Raw genomic sequence first — 20,316 nt, 5'->3', positions numbered from 1 at the left:
CACAGCCCAGGCTAGATGTCCACAGGAAGATCCACAGGCGCGAGACCGTTGTAGACGGTGTATGAAGCGCGCCCGAAAGGCTACGGGAGGAGGACCACCATGCACTGTCCCTACTGCAAGAACGAGGACACCAAGGTCCTCGACTCCCGAGTCGCCGACGACGGCGGTTCGATCCGTCGCCGGCGCACCTGTGCGGAGTGCGACCGCCGGTTCACGACGGTCGAGAAGATGCAGCTCACGGTGCTCAAGCGCTCCGGCGCCACCGAGCCGTTCAACCGTGACAAGGCGATCGCCGGCGTCCGCAAGGCCTGCAAGGGCCGCCCGGTCACCGACGCCCAGCTCGCCTGCCTCGGCCAGGAGGTCGAGGACGCCCTGCGCCTGAGCGGTCAGGCCGAGTTCGACGCCAACGACGTCGGCCTCGCGATCCTGGCGCCGCTCCGGGCCCTCGACGAGGTGGCGTACCTCCGGTTCGCCTCCGTCTACCGCGCGTTCGAGTCGGCCGACGACTTCGACGCGGAGATCAAGATGCTGCGGCTCGAGCGAGCCGCGGACGACCAGCCCGCGCAACCTGCGCAGACGGGCTGACCCCCAGACGGCCCGGCAGGTAGTGGGGAAGCTGCCTGCCGGGCTCACCACGTTGAAGCACCCCACGTTCCACGTACGTCAGCACCACCCACCACACCACGCACCACGAGGGATGAGGAACCCATGACAGAGACGGCGAGCTCGCGTTCGAAGGCAGCGGCGAAGGGCAAGGGCCTCAAGCTGGAGCGGGTCTTCAGCACGGCCGGGACCCACCCCTACGACGCCATCACCTGGGAGCGTCGCGACGTCGTCCAGACCAACTGGAAGACGGGCGAGACCGTCTTCGAGCAGCGTGGCGTCGAGTACCCCGACTTCTGGTCGGTCAACGCCTCCACGATCGTCACCACCAAGTACTTCCGCGGCGCCGTCGGCACCGACGCCCGCGAGTGGAGCCTCAAGCAGCTCATCGACCGGATCGTGAAGACGTACACGAAGGCCGGTGTCGACAACGGCTACTTCGCGAGCGACGCCGACGCCGAGGTCTTCGAGCACGAGCTGACGTGGCTCCTGGTCAACCAGTACTTCTCCTTCAACTCCCCGGTGTGGTTCAACGTCGGCACCGCGTCGCCGCAGCAGGTCTCGGCCTGCTTCATCCTCAGCGTCGACGACTCGATGGACTCCATCCTCAACTGGTACAAGGAGGAGGGCTTCATCTTCAAGGGCGGCTCCGGCGCCGGCCTCAACCTCTCCCGCATCCGCTCCTCCAAGGAGCTCCTCAGCAGCGGCGGTACGGCCTCGGGCCCCGTCTCCTTCATGCGCGGCGCCGACGCGTCCGCGGGCACCATCAAGTCGGGCGGCGCCACGCGTCGTGCGGCCAAGATGGTCGTCCTCGACGTCGACCACCCCGACATCGAGGAGTTCGTGATGACGAAGGCGCGCGAGGAGGACAAGATCCGCGCGCTGCGCGACGCCGGCTTCGACATGGACCTCGGCGGCGCCGACATCACGTCGGTCCAGTACCAGAACGCCAACAACTCGGTCCGCGTCAACGACGAGTTCATGCGCGCCGTCGAGGACGGCACCGAGTTCGGCCTGCGCTCGCGCTCGACCGGCGAGGTCATCGAGACCGTCGACGCCCGCGACCTGTTCCGCAAGATCAGCCAGGCCGCGTGGGAGTGCGCCGACCCGGGCCTGCAGTACGACGACACGATCAACGACTGGCACACCAACCCCGAGACCGGTCGCATCACCGCGTCCAACCCGTGCTCGGAGTACATGTCGCTCGACAACTCCTCGTGCAACCTCGCGTCGCTCAACCTGCTGAAGTTCCTCAAGGACGACGACACCTTCGACGCCGAGCTCTTCGCCAAGGCCGTCGAGTTCATCATCACCGCGATGGACATCTCGATCTGCTTCGCCGACTTCCCGACCGAGGCGATCGGCCAGACCACCGTCGACTACCGCCAGCTCGGCATCGGGTACGCCAACCTCGGCGCCCTGCTCATGGCGATGGGCCTCGGCTACGACTCCGAGGGCGGCCGGTCGATGGCTGCCGCGATCACCTCGCTCATGACCGGCACGTCCTACAAGCGCTCCGCCGAGCTCGCCGGCATCGTGGGCCCCTACAACGGGTACGCCCGCAACGCCGACGCCCACAAGCGCGTCATGCGCAAGCACCAGGCCGCCAACGACGTCGTGCGCGTCCTGCACACCGAGGACGGGCGTACGCACAAGCTCGCGACGAAGGCCTGGGCCGACGTCATCAAGCTCGGCGAGAAGAACGGCTTCCGCAACGCGCAGGCCTCCGTGCTCGCGCCCACCGGCACCATCGGCTTCATGATGGACTGCGACACCACCGGCATCGAGCCCGACTTCTCGCTGGTGAAGTTCAAGAAGCTCGTCGGCGGCGGCTCCATGCAGATCGTCAATCAGACCATCCCGCGGGCCCTGAAGAAGATGGGCTACCAGGAGGAGCAGGTCGAGGCGATCGTCGCCTACATCGCCGAGCACGGTCACGTGATCGACGCCCCCGGCCTCAAGCTCGAGCACTACGAGGTCTTCGACACCGCTATGGGTGCGCGCTCGCTCAAGCCGATGGGCCACGTGCGGATGATGGCGGCGGCGCAGCCGTTCCTCTCCGGCGCGATCTCCAAGACGGTCAACCTGCCCGAGACCGCCACGGTCGAGGAGATCGAGGACGTCTACCTGCAGTCCTGGAAGCTCGGCCTCAAGGCCACCGCCGTCTACCGCGACAACTGCAAGGTCGGCCAGCCCCTCTCCGACGGTGGCGGCAAGGCCAAGAAGGACGAGGCAGACAAGGCTGCCGCGGCTTCTTCCTCGGCCGAGGTCGAGACCAAGGTCGTCGAGAAGGTCGTCTACGCCCCGGTCCGCAAGCGCCTGCCGAAGTCGCGCGTCTCGCGTACGACGTCGTTCACGGTCGGCGGTGCCGAGGGCTACATGACCTCCGGCGCCCACGACGACGGCCAGCTCGGCGAGGTCTTCCTCAAGCTCGGCAAGCAGGGCTCGACCCTCGCCGGCGTGATGGACGCCTTCTCGATCGCGGTGTCGATCGGCCTGCAGTACGGCGTCCCGCTGGAGACCTACGTCTCGAAGTTCACCAACCTGCGCTTCGAGCCCGCCGGCCTCACCGACGACCCGGACGTGCGGATGTCGCAGTCGATCATGGACTACATCTTCCGCCGCCTCGCCCTGGACTACCTGTCCTTCGAGGAGCGCTCGATGCTCGGCATCTACTCTGCCGAGGAGCGCCAGCGCCACCTCGAGACGGGCTCCTACGAGCCGCTCGTGGAGGAGACTGGTTCGGCTGCCGAGCTGACGTCCGCGGCGTCTGCGTCCGCGGCCGCCGAGGTCGTCGAGGTCGAGGAGGTCGAGACCAAGGACACCCACGGCAACGAGGCCCGCGAGGTCCCCGCCCAGGTGTCCACCGGTGCGCCGCACACCACCGCCGAGCTGTTCGAGAAGCTCACCGGTACGGCCGTCGACTCGCCGCTCTGCATGACCTGCGGGACGAAGATGCGCCCGGCTGGCTCGTGCTACGTGTGCGAGGGCTGCGGGAGCACCAGCGGTTGCAGCTGATGACAAGTGCCAGTTCCTAGCGACAGTCTTGCCACTTCACGGCGACTGTCTGCCGTGAAAGGGCGACTGTTTGCCATCTGATGGCGACAACTGACGCTGGGAACTGGTTCTCAAGAAGTGAAGTGCAGGGTCGAAGCGGATGACCGCTCCGACCCTGCACCGCTTTAAGCGAGGCGACGGGGGACTACACGGTCGCTTCTAGTGAGGAAGTGCAGGGCGCCAAGCGAACAGGGGACGCGCATGATCGAGATCGACTTCTTGTGGGTGGGAGAAGAATCCAAGACGGGGGACGCCATCGGCTGTCGGTTCACCGACCCGTCAACCGGCCGGACCGTCGTTGTGTTGATCGACGGCGGCTTCGCTGAGACGGGCGACCGCATCGTGAACCACGTCGAGAAGTACTACAACACGAACGTCGTCGACCTCGTCGTCTGCACACACCCCGACAATGACCACATCGGGGGGACGTCGACGGTCATCGAGAAACTAACTGTTCGACGACTCCTCATTCATCGACCGTCTCAGCACGGGTTCTCCGGAGACGATTACAAGTCCGGAGCGGTCGAGAACCTGGTCAACGTGGCCATCCTCAATGGAACCGTCGTGGACGACTCCTCGTTCGCGGGCGCCCAGTACTTCGGCGGAGCACTCACCATCGCCGGGCCGTCGGAGGCTAACTACAAGGCGTTCCTATCCGGGCAAGCCGAGTACAACTCGGTGGCCAACCGGGTCCTCCGCCTGCTCGCGGAGTCTGCCGCTTCCGCGAAACGGGCAGTGAGAAAGGTTCTCGGCTCGGACCCCGGCGAGACGCTCACAGGTGACAACGGCGGGACCACCCCGCGCAACAACACAAGCGTGATCTGCAACCTGGTGGTGGATGGCTACCGGGCCTTGCTCACGGGCGATGCTGGTGAACCGGCTCTCTCGGCTGCCGCTGACTACCTGGACAGTATTGGCCTTGGCAGCCAGCGGATCGACTTCTTCGACGTGCCTCACCACGGCTCACGGCACAACCTCACCAAGGACCTATGCGATCGCCTGCTCGGACCGGTCGCTGGTGACATGCAGCGTGGGAGCGCGTACGTCACCGTCGGGCAGAAGGCGGAGGACCACCCTCGCTCAGAGGTAGCCAACGCGATCCGGCGACGCGGGTACCCCGTTTATCAAGCGCGCGGCATCAACATCTGGTGGCACCGAGGCACCCCTAACCGTCTGGACTACGGACCGATCCAGCCGCTCGGCTGGCTCGACGAGAGCGCCTGAGCCGACGGACAGGAGACCGAGCGATGCCTTTGAAACTGCACTTCCTGAACGTTGGGCACGGCGACTGCACCTTCATCGAACTCCCAAGCGGACGTCTGATGATGGTCGATATCAACAACAGCACAAGCCTGCCCTACGAGGATGAACTCGCGCTGGCACGCGAGCACGCACTAAACGTTGCCGAGTTCAAGTCCCTGGAGATCGCCCATACGGCGAGCGGCACCTACCTGTCGAAGTCCTGGGAGGACTACTACAAGAGCCTCCTCGTGGATCCTGTCGACTATTACCGAGACCACTTCGACGGACAGAACATTTTCCGCTACGTGCAGACTCACCCTGACCTCGACCACATGTCCGGCCTGTATCGGTTCTTCTGGCAGGAGAAAGTTCCCGTCATCAACTTCTGGGACACCGACCACACGAAGACCTTCGTCGAGGAAGACTTCGACAACTCGCCGTTCGACTACGCCAACTGGCTCGTCTACACCGTCTTGCGAAACGGTGGAGGGCCCGACAACGCCGACGTTAAGGCACTCAAGAAGTATCGAGGCGACTCGGGCGATTATTGGGCTCCTGACCGCATCGAGATCCTGTCGCCCACCCCCGCTCTCGTTGATACGAGTAACGACAGAGGCGAATCGAACAATCTCTCCTACGTCCTGCGAATCTCTTACGGCGGGCGGTCGGTCATCCTGCCCGGCGATGCCGAGAAACTGGCGTGGGACTCCATTGTCGACCATTACGGTCCTGGTGAGATCGACTGCGACATCCTCAAGGCTGCCCATCACGGACGCAAGAGCGGATATCACCACGCGGCCGTTTCGGAGATGGCGCCGGAAATCGTCGTGTGCTCGGTCGGGAAGAAGCCTTCAACCGACGCGTCGGCCGACTACGCGAGACACGGAGCCAAGGTCCTCTCGACCAGGTTTCACGGCACCATCAGCGTAACGATGTGGCACGACGGCGAGGTGTGGATCTACAACCACAAGGGCGAACGGATCGCCGAACTGCCCTCTCTCTAGACAGGACTCCGATCCGATGGACGCATACGACCGCCAGGCGCGGCTCTATCCGGCAGCAGCCGTCGCTGCACCAGCCACGCTTCTGGCACTCATGCTTTTTTCGCTACCGAAGTGGTGGAGCGGACTCATCGCGTTCGCTGTGACCGGGGGCCTGCACCTGATCGTCGTCCAGATCGTGCGCGACCTCGGGACCAAGCGGCAGCCTCACCTTTGGAAGATGTGGGGCGGCACGCCCACCACAGTCCGTCTCAGGTGGGCCTCGGCAGTGAACCCCGTGCTGCACCAGCGTCGCCACGACGACGTAGCCGCCGCCACTGGTATCGCGCTGCCGAACGCACAGGAAGAATCAGCCGACCCGGCTGCCGCGGACCAGACTTACGAAGCAGCCGCATCGCTACTCCGGGACGCGACCCGCAGCGCGGACGAGCACCCGTTGGTGAAAGCGGAGGTCACGCACTACGGCTTCCGTCGCAACCTCTACGGCTGTCGCCCATTCGGCGTGGCCGTTGCGGCCATCTGCGGGCTCGTAGAGGTCGCCATTGCCGTATACAGTGCACACGGCGCCGTGGACGCCAACATCCCGCTGATGACCGCAGGCGCAACCGCGAGCGGAGTATGGCTGCTGGGGTGGCTCGTAGTAGTGACGCCCAACTTCGTTCGTCGAAGCGCAGACCGCTACGCCGATGCCCTGATCGCAGCGTCGTCCAGTCTGGCGTGATGCCGCCGTGCTGGCGCACCAGGCGGGTACGAATCGCGTCCGCGTCTCCGCAGGCAGCGTCTATTTGACGTCGAATGCGTACGCGACATCCTCCGTCACGGTAAACCGGTTGCCGTTGCCCGTTCCGAACGCGACCGCCCCGCGGTTCTTGAGCGCGCCGAGTTGAACCTGGTGGTCGTTGCGCGTTTCGCGGGTGGAGATGTTGCTGGTGAAGACGGCGTAGAGGACCCGTGCCGCGCTCTGTTTGAGACCTTCCTGATCGTCGCGGAGTTCAGCGAGGCGAGCGTGTGCTCGGTCGGCGCGGTCGTCGAGGGGTCGCATGGTGACGCCCATGGTGTTGCGATGGATACGAAGCCCGAGGGGGCGTAGGCGAGCGTCGAGGGCGTGAAGTGTGGTGTGGAGCCGTTTGAGGTCCCATTCGAGGGCGATCGCGAGTCGCTCCGGCGACTGCATGGTTTTCACGATCTGGAGTAGTTGGGCTAGGACTGTGATGTCGTCGTCTGGCGTGTCGTCGGGTTCGACTGGCGGTGGTGGGTCGAGCAGTTGGCCGGGGTTGAGTCCTAGGTCGTTGATGAGTCGGTAGATGTCCGCGACCTGCGCGCTGGTGTTCAGTTCGTTGCGGTGGAGGATGGCCCGGACGGTGGCGTCGCCGATGCTGGTGCGTCGGGCGAGTTCACGTTCGCTGATGCCTGCTTCGAGGATGCGATCGCGGACCTTGCTGCCGTTGGCGTAGACGACTCGCTGTGTGCGGCTCATGCGTGGGCTCCGTTTCGGATGCTTTCAGGGGAGGGGAGGTGCTGGGTGGTCAGCGGAAGGAGTGACGTTCCGAGGTCGTAGTTCCAGCGGTGCTTGCGGCTGGTCGTGTTCGGTTCACGGGTGGGGACGCGGGGGAGGTTCAGGTCCGTGGAGGAGCGGCGTTGGGCCGCCTGAATGCGGGACGCAGCGGTGTCCAGTAGTGGGTCGCTGTCGGTTGCGCCGTGGATGGTGCGCAGGATGCGCTGACAGCGCAGGAAGAGACGGGCGTCGCTGGTGAGCGGCAGATGGTTGAGGTCCGCCGTGAGGTCGCCGTCGTCGGTGACCTGGTCCATGCGCAGGGTGCGGATCTGCTCGTTGGTCAGGTCGGCGTCGCGCAGCACGACGGCGCAGGATCGCCATGGCTGCCGGTAGGCACGCAGGGAGCGGATCTGGCCGGGCGTGAGGCGACGGTGTTCGCCGTCGGCGACACCGTTGAGGAAGAAGTCGAGGTTCACCTTGAGCAGGAGGCCGTGGGTGAACATGGCGGCTTGGGCGGCGCGGACGTGGGTGAGCGCTCGACCCGGGCTGTTCGTGTCGCGTAGACCGTCGCTGAGGCGCTCGGAGGCGTTTTCGCTGCTGATGTATGGGTGGGCCCGGACCTGACGGAACACGTTGCAGTACAAGTCGTCTACGACAGCGAAGTCGGACGGGGTGAGCAGGTCGCGACAACGTGAACGGAACAGGTAGAAGTCGACCCGCGGCAGAAAGTCGGGGAAGTGCGGTTCGTCGTCGTCAGTGATGCTCGGCTGAGGGCGGGCAGCCTCGTTCATGCGTTGTAGGAGGGCGCCGATGTTGGTGTCGATGACGCCGGATCGTTCGCCGACCCAGTCGACGAGGGTATGGCCGACGGTGTCGTCACAGGTGAGGGCGAGGTGGACTCCAACCCCTTCACACAGGAGCGCGAGGTTGTCGAGGAGTTCGTGGCTGTGCAGGTTGGTGGCGTGCCGCACCACTAGCATGGTCGCGTGGTGGGCGGTAAGCCACGCGGCGAGGAGTTCGAGGTCTTCGCCGTGGTTGCGTCCGGCCCCGGCGATGTCGAGTCGTACCCCCATGTCCGCGAGGATGGTCTGCCCGACGGCCCAATCGTGGCGGGTGGGACGTCCGGTGGTGGTGATGATGCCGGTGGCGGGGTCGGTATTGGGTAGCACTGATTTCGCCGACACGCGACTGGGCAGTGGGGTGAGGGAGATGGTCATGCCGCCGCCTCCGAGGCTTCGTTGCGCTTGTTCTTGGGAGTGCGGGCCGTGGGGAGCATTGCGCGCACGTCGGCCAGCACGTCCTCGGTGACGGTCTCGGTGATCTCGAAGGTGTTTAGCCAGCGCACGGTTTGTACCCACCTGCGCAGTAGGCCTGCGCACTTGGCTTCGTTGTGCTCGGCCAACACGGTGGTGGGAGCGTCGGCGAAACGGAGGTCGAGCCCACGCACGGCGGTGATGAGGTCGGTCCCCCGTAGCGGTTGGAAGGTGTGCTCGCCCATGATGCGGGTCTCCAGTTGCGGGTACTGCATGACAGCGTCGAGGACGCCGGTACCGACCACGACGAGCCCGAAACTGTGGTCGGACTCCTCGTAAAGCCAGGTGAGTTCCTGCATGGCGTTGACCTTGCTGTTTTGCATCTCATCGACGATGAGGACGCCGTTCCATTGGTCGAGCACGGGAAGAAGGTCCTGCTGGAGGTCGAAGCGGGTGTCCCGCTTCCCTGCATGGATGCCCGTGATCGCCAGGTGGGTGCGGCGGAGCAGTTCGAGCGGCTTCGGGTCGCTGCTCATCCGGACGAGTGCGGCGGGGCGGCTGCTCGTCTGTGCGACGTATCGGGCGCAGGTGGTCTTGCCGGTGCCCGGGACCCCGTCGACGGCGAGGATGCCGTTGGTGGACATGACCCCTCGTGCCTTGAGCACGCCTTCTCGGAAGTAGGGGGTGTCGGCGAGGTCAGTTTCGAGGCCGAGGTTGAGGGGCTGCGGGTCGTTGTCCGGGTCGGTGTTCGCGGTGCGGTTGCTGGTCATGTCGGTTCCTCAGTTCTGTGGATGGTCCGGGCTGGAGGTGCTGGACGTATCGGGTCGTGGGTTGTCGGGCATCTCGGTGTGGGTGCCAGCCGGGGGGCGGCGCACGGGGATGACGGGTTCGCCGTGTACTGCGGCGAGCCGCGAGAGGGCAGTTGGAGAAGCAGGCGTCTCCTGCGCGGTGGCCTCGACGGGGACCCGGGGCTGCTTAGCGCGGCGCTTCGGCTCTGGGCGCTCAGCAGCATTGCTTCCGTGTGCGCGATCTAGACGCGAGGTCGCTCCCATGTCCGTCACACCGGCGTGAGACTGGACGTCCTCGTCATCGTCGGTCGGGTTGTCATCGCCGTACCCGGCGTTGGCGTTGTCGACCGCTGCCAGATGGCGACGGTGAGCGCGCACGCCGTACTCGATCGCCTGCGCGTCCCGTTCCTGCCGGGCGCGTTCGGCCATGAACGCGTCACGGCGGTTCTTCGGGATCGTGTCCGGGTCGTACGCGGTCCCGACGTGCTCGTTGTTCAAGTCGAACACTTCGATGAACTCACGCTGGGTGGGCAGGTAGCGGATGAGGTACTTGCGCCCGTAGACCAGGCACGCGTCGACGTAGTCGACACCCTGGAAGTTGATGCCGTTCTTGGTCGCGGTGTACGTCTTGTTGCCAGAGGTGAGCATGGCGAGCCGCGACTCGGCTGCCTCGATGGGACGCCGTTCAGTCGGGTCAGCGGCCCAGGCCTCCAGCCGGGTGAGACCGCCCAGCCGCTTCATCTTGATCGTGGTGTTGATGTCATCGACCTCGGCTTGCAGCGCCATCTGGAATGCCTTCCAACCCCACACGTCGGCCGGGTTGATGTCGGCGGGCAGTCGAGCGACGTTGCGGGGAGCGCCAGTACGTGTTGTGCCGGAGTTCGTGGCGCCGGGAGCACGGTTGGACAGCCGCTTGTTCAGCATGCCGATGGCCCGTTCGGCCTTGCCGTTCTGCCACGAGGAGTAGGCAGCCGTGGGGGCGATGATCCAGCCAAGGCGTTCAACCCCGGCTCGCATCGCGGGGCCGAAATGCGCGGCAGCGTTGTCGAGGATGACCTGCTCAGGCTGGCCACCCACCAGTACGCCGTGATACTTGCGTTCGACGGCGCAGTCGGCCAAGGCTGCAGCGATCATGTCGCCGTTGATGTCGGCCACCCAAGCCACCGCGTGGAGCAGCCCGGTCGCGCCGTCGACGATCACGGTCACGTGCGGACGGACGGGGGAGCGGTGCTTGTGCGAGGGCCACACCCACAGGTCCAACTTGGTGTGGTCGACGTGGTAGGTGTGGCATCGGTGCGGCGGGGTCCACTTGAGGTAGAGCCGAGCGTTGACGAGGCCCTTGTAGCCCTTCAAGGCGGCTTCGACGAGCGTGGGGTCGGTGCGCTCAGCGATGGCCCGGGCGAAGGTCCGGTAGGAGCAGTCAATGAGGTCCGCCGCCTGCATCTTCTCCCAAGCGGTGTACAGGTTCTGCTCGTTGGCCACGACGGTGAGGTGCTCGATGGTGACCTCGAACCGAGTGCGCTGCTTCGGCTTTGGCTCGTCTCCGGCGAGGGACGGGTCCCGGAGCCACTTGTAGACCGTCTTGACCGACACTCCGTGCTGCTCCGCCGCCAGGCGCACGTGTGGTCCGAGCGGCTTCCCGCCTCCGCCAAGACGGCGCAGGCGGCGCACGAGGGCGTGCTTGTCCGAGTGCGACAGTCGCTGCGGACCGTCGCTTGATGCGGCGTGGTCGAGGCTTCGGGAGCCGGTCATGCGGCACCTCCAACGGTGAGAAGAGATGGGGCGAGGGGTGAGTGGGCGAGGTCTTCGATGAGGCCTTGACGGCTGATGGCGACGCAGGCGCGGAGGTTGCCTAGGGTCAGCAGGCGCACGCCTGCGAACTGGTCGGCGTACGTCGTGGTGCCTGCGTCGAGGTAGCGGGTGATTTGGCGCCAGGTTGGGTCGTCGAGTCCGGCTTGGGAGTGTCGCCAGGTCTTCAACTCGTCGAACCAGACACCGAGCGTGGGGTGGCGCCATGCGAGGTCGACGCGTCCGCGTCCGGCCATCAGTTCGGTGCCCAGAAATTCGACCGAGGGTGGCGGAAGGAACTCGCGTAGATATTGCGTGGTGAGGCCCGTGATGCGAGTGCGGGCACGGTCCAGTCGCCCGAGCGAGCGATCACTGACTATCGACCCCACGGTTGCGCGGATCAGCGCCGGATGCTCAGCCGAGGGCAGGTGCTGCGCCTGCGGCGCGACTATGCCAATGACGCGGTGGGTGAGAATCCCGATGCGGACATCCCAGGCGTTGCTGTCGTGCCGCTGGACTGGCTTGCTCGGGTAGACCGGGACGGGCAGCCCAGCAGCCGCGAACGCCTCTCGGCGCTCCGCTGCCCCGGTCACCGTGCCACCTCGAAGGCCCTACCGAAGCCCCTACCGGGACCGCCAACCGGCGGCTGCGAGGTGGAAGCGGTGAGCGCATCCGGCAAGTCGGTTCGGTCGCCCAGGGGCGTCCATGTGCCGTCGGGAAAGTGCCAACGCGCCAGGTAGGGCGCGAACAGCGGGAGCACGCGCACGCCGACGACCTCCGGGCCGAACGACACGCCCGCGAGGTCGAGTGCACGCTGGGCCACGGCGGCGATGTCGAGGTCGTCGTCCCATGGAGTGAGGTAGACGAACAGGTCGCACACGACCCCAACGGGGGTCCGCCATACCGGCATCGACCAATCAGGCGCATCCGTCAGTCCGGCAAGGGACTGCCATGAGGCGGGGAAGAAGCGGGTGACGTAGGCGTACAACTTCGTCGCCAGTAGGTCCCAGAACGCGCGGTGGGCGCTGTCCTCGTCGGGGCCGGGCACGAACTGCCACACGAAGTCGCTGCGCTCGGGCGAGGGCATCCTCGCCAGTTCGTGATTGAGGTTCGCTGCGGCGTGCCGTGCGCAGACAAGAGCGGCCACGGACACCGCGTCGGAGTCGCCGGTGAGCGACGTGTCGGCGACGATGATGTCGCCGTATTCGCCCTTGAGGTCGTGAAGGAGCATGGTGGCACCCGATTCGGTGTGGAGGGGGTCCCCTCCCACCGCGGCGAGCCTCAGCGGGAGGGGAGTGTTCTGACCCCTCGCTGCCGTATCGCCATGAGTCGCTCCATCGTGCACTGTGTCGAACAGGTGTTCGAGTACCTCACCGTAGACGGCTTCGACTGACGTCGCAAGAGCCTTGGCACTCGAAGTTGTGGACGAGAGGTTGCGAGCGGCGTGGCGAGACATTCGTTCTCCTGTGCAGGGCGGGCTGGACGGGGAGAACCGTCCGCCGAACACCTACTTGCCGACCAACCTCGGCGACCTAAGACGAACTGCCAGGTTCCACGGCGAATCGTTGATATAACGATGCTTCGGCTGACATCCGCGCAGGTCACAGCCCGATTCATGCTGGGCGTCCAGGCGCCGTCCGGGCCGGTCGAACTAACGCGAACAACGGGAAACTGCCGGAACTACGGAAACCTACGGCGACCCACGACAAACAGATTGGCGAAACAGCGTGACGCTCCAAGCAGGCGTGGAACTTACTGACGAGCAGGTCGGTGCGCTGCCCGCCGACCGTCAACCGCGGCCACTAGAACCGTTCCGCATCAACCACCCCGCGCCCGCGCCTGGTCAGGGCCTCAAGCGCCGGTCCGTGCGCAATGACCGGTGGTGCCCCTTTTGCCAGACGCTGCTACCCCCGCGCATTCAGGCCTGCATGCCATGCAAGCGGGCGCGCGCAGACTTCAACGACTCGCACCCCGATCGAGGCCGTCAGCCCGACACGACGCCGCAGGCCACCGACTACGACCTCAACTTTCTGATCGACGCCGTAGATGAGATGAGCCGCATCGTTGCCCTCGCCTCCGCGTACCAGCGCCTTCGAGGGCCGCTTGCACAACATCAGATCGAGGACATGTTCGGTGCTTGTAAGACTGTCATTGTTGCTGCGGAACCGATCCGGACCCAGTTGCGCGACGGAACTCGCTGACCGCCTCGTGTGCCACTCGGCACCCACGTGGACTTGCAACGCCAGCCATCTCGCGCCTTCGGCCCGTGTTGGCATGCGCTCGGCGCCTACACGGGGGCCTTGTGGTGCCTCGCGGGTTAGGGCGACACAAGCAACGCCAGTCCCGTCCCGGTCAGGCTGCTGCCGCCGCTCACAACCACCTCGCGGCAGGCGGGACGGAAGCAGCGGTACCCGCCCCGACTGCATGGCTCATGTCGCAAACACGAACCGCGAGACCGAATCGCCGTGAAGCCGCGGGTGGACATTCATCAACGCCAAGAAGAGAGACGAGTGAGCCCCAGCAATCCCGTGACGCACGCCGAGGGAGTCGCGCGCCCTGGCGCGGACGCGGCTGACACCGACCACACGGACCAGCCCTACCAAGTCATGCCAGCGCTCTCCGGCGAGGAGTTCGATGCGCTCAAAGCCAGCCTGCGCGAACACGGTTGCCTCGTAGCCATCGAGTACGACGAAGACGGAAACGTCCTGGACGGTCACCATCGCCTTCGCGCTCTTCGCGAACTCGGCGTGACCAGTCATCCCAGAGTCATCCGAGCCGGACTCGGCAGCCGCAGCGAGAAGGTCGCACACGCACTGGCTCTCAACGTCCACCGCCGCCACCTGACGCCGACGCAACGCTCTGAGGCGATCATGAGGTTGCGGGAGGCCGGGTGGAGCGTGCGGCGCATTGCATCGGCAACCGGCATTCCAAAGAGCACTGTGGCGCGCGACGTGCAGGGCTCACCCGAGCGAGGGCCGGACGCCGTCGTCGGTGACGACGGCCGCACCTACAAGGCTCGCAAGCCCAAGAGGCCAGCAACCGTCTACGTGCACTCAGACCACCAACACCGAACCGCACAGACAGCACTCGAACACCTCGGCCCGGAGGTCCCCGCTCGAACGCTGGACCTCCGCGGGCTGGAGCGACTCCGCCGCGCCAAGGCGGCTGAGGACTCACGCAAGGCGCTCCACGACCGCCCCGGCACCGCGGACCTCCCCGGACGGGTGGACATCCGCCACTCCGACATCGCGGACCTCGACATCCCTGCGGGCAGCGTGGACCTCATCCTCACCGACCCCCCATACCTGCAATCGGACTTCGCCACCGGCGGACCATGGGACCTCCTCGGTAGCCGCGCCGCCACGTGGCTCAAACCAGGCGGCCTCCTCCTCGCCTACTGCGCACACATCCACCTCGCCCGAGCCATCAACCGGCTCGCGCCCTTCGAAGCCGATGGCCTCGGATACTGGTGGACCTACGCCGTCACCTTCCCCAACGCCAACTCCGGCACCCAGGTCTGGTCGCGCGCCATCACACCCTCATGGCGCCCCGTGCTCGCCTACCGCAAAGCAGCAGGCCCCAGTGTGCCGCGCTACACGTCCGACCCCGTCGCAGGCGACGGCAAGGAGAAGGACAGCGCCCACCCCTGGCAGCAAGGGACACAAGAGGCTGCCACGTTCATTCAACGACTGACCACGCCAGGCGACCTCATCGTCGACCCCTTTGTCGGCTCCGGAACCGTCGCAATTGCAGCCCTGTCCCTTCCCGGAAGGCGCGTCATCGGCGCAGACATCGAGGCTGACTACGTGGCCCTAGCCCAGCGCCGGACCGCCGCCGCGTACGCCCCGCTCACAAGCGAGGCGTGACTCGGACGGTCGTGTTCGCGAGAGGTGTTGCCCAGGATCAGGTGTCCCAGATGGGACACCTCGGGACACGTTGCCCTCACACGTCCAAGCACCTGTCCTCAGTGCCGCCTATCGTGAGCGTGCTGCGGCGCGTCAGTCGCCGCCGGTCGCTGCCACGCAGTTCGACCGGCGGGCTGGGACGCCGATAGGAGAACACGACAGACCTGATTCGAGGAGGGCACCGGTGGGCAACCCCAGTCGACCCAGCGCTGCCCTGTCACACCGTCACGACGGCATCACGGCCCTACTGCGCACGCAGATCAAGACTCGCGACCGAGTGAGGGATCTGGCCGAGGTCTACACGCACGAGCGCGAAGTCAACGCGATGCTCGACCTCGTCGGCGACATGTTCCCCACCCAGGAGAACCCCGGCAATCATGACCGGAAGTTCCTTGAACCCGCCTGCGGGTCAGGGAACTTCCTCGAAGAGATCCTTCGCCGGAAACTCTCCACGGTCAGTGTCCGTCGCTATGGCCACAGCGAACGGTATGAGCACCGAGTGCTCCGCTGCCTCGCTTCCATCTACGCCGTGGACATCGACAAGGAGAACGTCGTCGAATCGCGTGAGCGGCTCAAGTGGGTCATCGCTACTCACGTGGACAACGACCTGACGACCTGGGCGGTGAGCGACGGCTTCGCCAGCGCCGTGAACGCAATCCTGGTCACCAACGTCGTCCAAGGCGACACCCTCACGCAGGCTCAGAGCATTCACTTCATCGACTACAAGCCCGGGCGGTCAGGAACCTTCACGCGCACCTGGTCCCCGCTCGAAGCGCCGCCGACCGTCGAACAACTGGACCTCTTTGCCGAACCGGCTGCGCAACCGATGAAGGATGAGGTAGCCATTCACTACAGCCTGCTCGCGTCGAATCCCGAGCCGGTGACAGCGAAGAAGAAAACGGGGACGAGACGTGACACAGGTACGGGCCAGCAAGCATGAGGTGGCAAGGCGAATTCGGACCGGACAACACATCCCCGACATCCTCGACTGCCTCGCGCAGTTGTCGAATGACGAAGTGCCAACGCCGCCGAAGTTGGCCCGCGCCATGCTCGACGTCCTCCCCGACGAGGTGTGGGGAAAGGTCGACTACGTCTGGCTCGACCCATTCTGCAAGTCGGGGGTCTTCCTGCGCGAAGTGGCGTCGCGGCTACTGGACGGGCTCTCCGAACAGATCCCGAACTTTGAAGAGCGTCGCTCGCACATCTACCGCGACATGCTGTGGGGCACCTCCATTACGGAGATGACCGGCATCATCTCCAGGCGGTCGTTGTACTACAGCCGAGACGCCTCCGGTCCTGAATCGGTCATCGACTTCGACGACGAGTCCGGAAACCTCCCCTTCGTTCGAGCGGAACACACCTTCCCGAAGAAGAAGGACGGAACCGTAACTGGCGCATGCACGAAATGCAGCGCTCCTCTGTCTCTTGAGCGAGGCGAGGACCGAGAGAACTACGCCTACTCATTCATCCACGGGGCATACCCGACCAGGGAGATGCAGAACATGAAGTTCGACGTCATCGTCGGCAATCCGCCATACCAGGTCGGCGACAAGAAGAACGAAGACGACAGGGCGGCCCCCGTCTACCAGCGCTTCGTCGAGGCCGCTATCGACCTCAACCCCCGCCACGTACTCATGATCACGCCGTCCAGATGGTTCACCGGAGGCTGGGGCCTGAACGAGTACCGCACCCGCATGCTCGCCGACCGCCACCTAAAGGTCATCGTCGACAACCCAAAGATCTACGACTGCTTCCCAGGTGTGAAGATCCGTGGGGGAGTGTCGTACTTTCTCTGGAGTCGCGACCACGACGGAGACTGCGAGTTCTCCACGCGAGTCAACGGTGACATCAAGTCGACTGTCACGCGCGACCTCCGTGAAGGCGACGGCGTCCTCATGCGCGACAACAGGGCTGCAACAGTCGTTCACAAGGTTAAGGCCGCGCACAAGGGCAAGTGGGTTGAAGAGGTCTGCGGCCCACAGATGGCCTTCGGACACATGCGGACCAACTTCGCAGGCGACCACGCCAAAAAGCGACCAGGCGACGTCGCACTCGTGCTTGGTTCCCGCGGTGGATACATCTCGCCGGATGTCATCGACAAGAACCACGACTGGGTAGACCAGTGGAAGGTCCTGATCCCCATGGCTTCAAGCGGCGACACGCCCCTCGACGCCGAGGGAAACATCGTAGATGTCGTGCTCGGCGAACCCATCGCACTGGCCCCCGGCTCCGCGTGCACCCAGACCTACATCGTCGCCGGGCTCTTCAACAGTCGCGAAGAGACGGAGAACTACGCCCACTACCTCGCGACCAAGTTCGTTCGGTTCCTCGTCCTGCCGCGGAAATCATCACAACATGTCTTCGACGAACGCTTCCGGTTCGTGCCCATGATGGACATGACGCGCCGCTGGACCGACGAAGACCTCTACAACCACTTCTCGCTCACCGCGGAAGAGCGCGCGTACATCGAGCAGACCATCAAGCCCAGGTCGGTCAACCTGTCGCTCGACTCGCCCATCCCCGCTAGCCACATGCCCGGCGGCTCCAAGTACCGGCCCAAGGCCATCGCATGACCACCGCGGCAGACGACGTGTTTGTCGAAGACGGCATCGACGAGACCGCGGAGGCTCCAGCAACTCGGCGCCTGATCTATGCCTACACGGTCCCGGGCAGGAAGGACGAGCACTGGGAAAGGACCGGTGCGACTCACGTCACCGGCACCGGCCTGATCAAAGTGGGCGAGACGACCAAGCCCACCGCGTTTGAGCGCATCAAGCAGCAACTCAACACCGCCTACCCCGGGCTGAAGGGCGTGGACATCCTCCTCGAAGAGGAGGCCAAGCGACCCGACGGAACGTGGTTCGGTGATCGCGACGTGCATCGGGAATTGGTCGCGATGGGGGCCGCAAAGGACCAAGAGTGGTTCGAGTGCACCCTCCATGAAGTCAAGGCTGCGCTCGTTGCGGTGCGAAACGGTACGCCTTATGACTCGCAGCGGACACTGGACTTCCCGATGCGGCCGGAGCAGGAGGACGCAGTCGCACAGACGGCGGGCTACTTCCTCGCCCACGCCGCAGATTCGCGGGCGCCGAAGGTCCTGTGGAACGCGAAGATGCGGTTCGGAAAAACCTTCACCACCTACCAATTGGCCCGCGAGATGGGCTTCACCCGAATCCTCGTCCTGACCTACAAACCTGCCGTGCAGTCGGCGTGGCGCGACGACCTGCTCTCCCACGTGGACTTCGAAGGCTGGCACTTTGTCGACCGCAACACTCCAATCAAGGAAGCAGACGACCTCCTTGATGGAGACGCACCCGTGGTGTGGTTTGCCTCCTTCCAGGACATCACCGGCAAAGACGCTGACGGCAACGTCAAGGCCCACAACGAGGCGGTCCACCTCACAGATTGGGATTGCATCGTCCTTGACGAGTACCACTTCGGGGCCTGGCGCGACGGTGCCCGCGACCTCTACGACCCCACCGAGAAGGACCTCGCCGAGGTCGAGGAGCCCGACGAGTGGGTCACTGAAGAAGACCTCGGTCTGACCTCACGGCACTACCTCTACCTCTCCGGTACGCCCTTCCGAGCGATCACGAACGGCGAGTTCACCGAGGACGCCATCTTCAACTGGACGTACGTCGACGAGCAGGCCGCCAAGGAGCACTGGAAGCCCGAGAACGGCCACAACCCCTACATCGACCTGCCGCGCATGGAGATGTACGCCTACGAGATGGGCGCCGGAGCGACAGAGTGGGCTGACGACGGCGAGTTCAACGGATTCAACCTGTCGGAGTACTTCCGAGCACAGAAAGCCGATCCTGAGTCTAAGTCGACCAAGATCGAGCGAGGCACCTTCGTATTCACCGACGACACGCGCGTAAGTGAGTTCCTAGAGATGCTGCGCGGCAAGTTGACCGAGCAGATGAAGGTACAACTCATCAGCGGTGGCAAGAAGGCCCCATTCCCCTACGAATCGCCCGACTTCACCGACGCCGTCACGCACTCCGTCTGGTACATGGCCGACGTGGCCTCCTGCTATGCCATGCGCGACATGCTTGACGCCCACCCCTACTTCAAGGACTTCGTCATCCACGTCGCGGCGGGCACCAAGGCCGGACTAGGCGCCGCCGCGAAGCCTCCCGTGGAAGCCGCCATCAAGGAGGCACGCGACGACAGCCGATCCGGGTCCATCACACTGTCGTGCGGGAAGTTGATGACCGGCATCACCATCCGCGAATGGGGTGCCATCTTCATGCTGAGGTCGCTGAAGTCCCCCGAGTCGTACTTCCAATCCGCGTTCCGAGTGCAGTCACCGTGGTCCTACCGCCAGGCTGACGGCAGCGTCGATGTCCAGAAGGAAACCGTCTACGTCTTCGAGTTCGACCCCAACCGAGCGCTTGGACTCGTCGCCGAATATGGCATGAAGTTGGCCACGGTCGGAGACGACGTCACGCCCCAACAGGCAATCGGCGAACTGATGAATTACCTGCCGATCTTCCAGTTCTCGGGCGGTCAGATGCGACAACTCGACGCAGCGGACGTCTTGAACATCGCAACGACAGGCGTCGGGGCGTCCGCCCTGGCGGCAAGGTGGAACTCACCGGTCTTGGTGGAGGTCAACGAGCACACCCTCACAGCGTTGTTGCAGCAGACGGACCTGCTCGAAGCACTTAGACAGATCGAGGACTTCCGCAACTTGGCGAACATGGCCGAGCAAGTCGTCACCTCAACGAAGAAGTTGAAGAAAGTCGAGCGCGAGAAAGGCAGGGCCAACCTCAACGAGGACGAGAAGAAGGAGAAGAAGGAGTCCAACAGCGTCAAGAAGCAGATCCGCGAGAAGTTGCAGAAGTTCCTAGCCAAGATTCCTGTCTTCATGTACGTCACAGACTTCCGCGAGGAAGCACTGAAGGACGTAATCGAATCTCTCGACTCCGACCTCTTCACCCGCGTGACCGGCCTTACCGTTGACGACTTCAAACTCTTGAACAAAATTGGCGTGTTCAACCCGCAGCACATGAACGCCGCCATCTACCAGTTCCGTGCCTTCGAGGCGGCAAGCCTCCACTATGCCGACGAAGCCCTCCCAGACGAGTCCGGCCACAAGATCGGACTGTTCAACACCACCGTCGATGCTGAGGACCTCCCTGAGTTGTACGGACAGGAGCCAACCGGGTGAACTCCCGC

Annotated in this window: 16 protein-coding genes; 10 read left to right on the top strand and 6 right to left on the bottom strand. The window is 64.7% G+C overall.

The window, feature by feature from the left end; genetic code table 11:
• The first annotated feature begins 99 nt into the window (after positions 1-99).
• The 5 genes from nrdR to F4692_RS03850 all read left to right on the top strand — a co-directional run bounded on the left by nrdR (position 100) and on the right by F4692_RS03850 (position 6,624).
• Positions 100-585 carry a transcriptional regulator NrdR gene (gene nrdR / locus F4692_RS03870; RefSeq protein ID WP_179618290.1) on the top strand — a complete coding sequence of 162 codons (486 nt, stop codon included), beginning with the start codon at positions 100-102 and terminating at the stop codon, positions 583-585.
• Between the two features lie 123 nt (positions 586-708).
• Entirely contained in the window at positions 709-3,621 is a 2,913-nt protein-coding gene (locus tag F4692_RS03865) for a vitamin B12-dependent ribonucleotide reductase (protein WP_179618289.1), read from the top strand.
• Positions 3,622-3,861: 240 nt separating this feature from the next.
• Complete coding sequence (locus F4692_RS03860) at positions 3,862-4,884, top strand: MBL fold metallo-hydrolase (protein WP_179618288.1); 1,023 nt, start codon at positions 3,862-3,864, stop codon at positions 4,882-4,884.
• 23 nt (positions 4,885-4,907) lie between these two features.
• A complete protein-coding gene (locus F4692_RS03855) occupies positions 4,908-5,906 on the top strand; it encodes a ComEC/Rec2 family competence protein (protein WP_179618287.1) in 999 nt (332 codons plus the stop codon).
• Between the two features lie 16 nt (positions 5,907-5,922).
• Positions 5,923-6,624 (top strand): hypothetical protein, encoded by a 702-nt coding sequence (locus F4692_RS03850; RefSeq protein WP_179618286.1) that lies wholly within the window; start codon positions 5,923-5,925, stop codon positions 6,622-6,624.
• Between the two features lie 60 nt (positions 6,625-6,684).
• On the opposite strand, the gene F4692_RS03845 is transcribed toward F4692_RS03850, so the two are convergent.
• The 6 genes from F4692_RS03845 to F4692_RS03820 are packed head-to-tail and all read right to left on the bottom strand — an operon-like array spanning position 6,685 to position 12,458.
• Entirely contained in the window at positions 6,685-7,380 is a 696-nt protein-coding gene (locus F4692_RS03845; RefSeq protein ID WP_179618285.1) for a hypothetical protein, read from the bottom strand.
• Positions 7,377-8,615: a hypothetical protein gene (locus F4692_RS03840; protein ID WP_179618284.1), complete on the bottom strand. Its 1,239-nt coding sequence runs from the start codon at positions 8,613-8,615 to the stop codon at positions 7,377-7,379. The genes F4692_RS03845 and F4692_RS03840 overlap by 4 nt, the downstream gene beginning before the upstream one ends.
• Entirely contained in the window at positions 8,612-9,421 is an 810-nt protein-coding gene (locus F4692_RS03835; protein WP_179618283.1) for an AAA family ATPase, read from the bottom strand. The genes F4692_RS03840 and F4692_RS03835 overlap by 4 nt, the downstream gene beginning before the upstream one ends.
• A gap of 9 nt (positions 9,422-9,430) precedes the next feature.
• Positions 9,431-11,191, bottom strand: coding sequence for a DDE-type integrase/transposase/recombinase (locus tag F4692_RS03830; protein ID WP_179618282.1), 1,761 nt, complete (start codon positions 11,189-11,191; stop codon positions 9,431-9,433).
• Complete coding sequence (locus F4692_RS03825) at positions 11,188-11,820, bottom strand: hypothetical protein (RefSeq protein WP_179618281.1); 633 nt, start codon at positions 11,818-11,820, stop codon at positions 11,188-11,190. The genes F4692_RS03830 and F4692_RS03825 overlap by 4 nt, the downstream gene beginning before the upstream one ends.
• On the bottom strand, positions 11,817-12,458 hold the full coding sequence (locus F4692_RS03820; protein WP_179618280.1) for a hypothetical protein: 642 nt from the start codon (positions 12,456-12,458) through the stop codon (positions 11,817-11,819). The genes F4692_RS03825 and F4692_RS03820 overlap by 4 nt, the downstream gene beginning before the upstream one ends.
• A gap of 496 nt (positions 12,459-12,954) precedes the next feature.
• On the opposite strand from F4692_RS03820, the gene F4692_RS03815 reads away from it, so the two are divergent.
• From F4692_RS03815 to F4692_RS03795, 5 genes are all read left to right on the top strand, one after another.
• The gene (locus F4692_RS03815; RefSeq protein WP_179618279.1) at positions 12,955-13,428 is read left to right on the top strand and encodes a hypothetical protein; all 474 of its coding nucleotides are present in this window, start codon (positions 12,955-12,957) and stop codon (positions 13,426-13,428) included.
• Between the two features lie 327 nt (positions 13,429-13,755).
• Complete coding sequence (locus F4692_RS03810; protein ID WP_179618278.1) at positions 13,756-15,093, top strand: DNA methyltransferase; 1,338 nt, start codon at positions 13,756-13,758, stop codon at positions 15,091-15,093.
• A 223-nt stretch (positions 15,094-15,316) separates the two neighbouring features.
• Positions 15,317-16,072: a hypothetical protein gene (locus F4692_RS03805; RefSeq protein ID WP_218858142.1), complete on the top strand. Its 756-nt coding sequence runs from the start codon at positions 15,317-15,319 to the stop codon at positions 16,070-16,072.
• Positions 16,073-16,178: 106 nt separating this feature from the next.
• Positions 16,179-17,705 carry an Eco57I restriction-modification methylase domain-containing protein gene (locus F4692_RS03800; RefSeq protein ID WP_179618277.1) on the top strand — a complete coding sequence of 509 codons (1,527 nt, stop codon included), beginning with the start codon at positions 16,179-16,181 and terminating at the stop codon, positions 17,703-17,705.
• Positions 17,702-20,308, top strand: a complete 2,607-nt coding sequence (locus tag F4692_RS03795; protein WP_179618276.1) for a GIY-YIG nuclease family protein — start codon at positions 17,702-17,704, stop codon at positions 20,306-20,308. The genes F4692_RS03800 and F4692_RS03795 overlap by 4 nt, the downstream gene beginning before the upstream one ends.
• The last annotated feature ends 8 nt before the right edge of the window (positions 20,309-20,316 follow it).

The sequence above is a fragment of the Nocardioides cavernae genome (assembly GCF_013410035.1).
Classification (GTDB): Bacteria; Actinomycetota; Actinomycetes; order Propionibacteriales; family Nocardioidaceae; genus Nocardioides; species Nocardioides cavernae_A.
The sequence above is the reverse complement of the archived record's forward strand: the minus strand, read 5'-3'. Positions and strand labels throughout refer to the sequence as shown.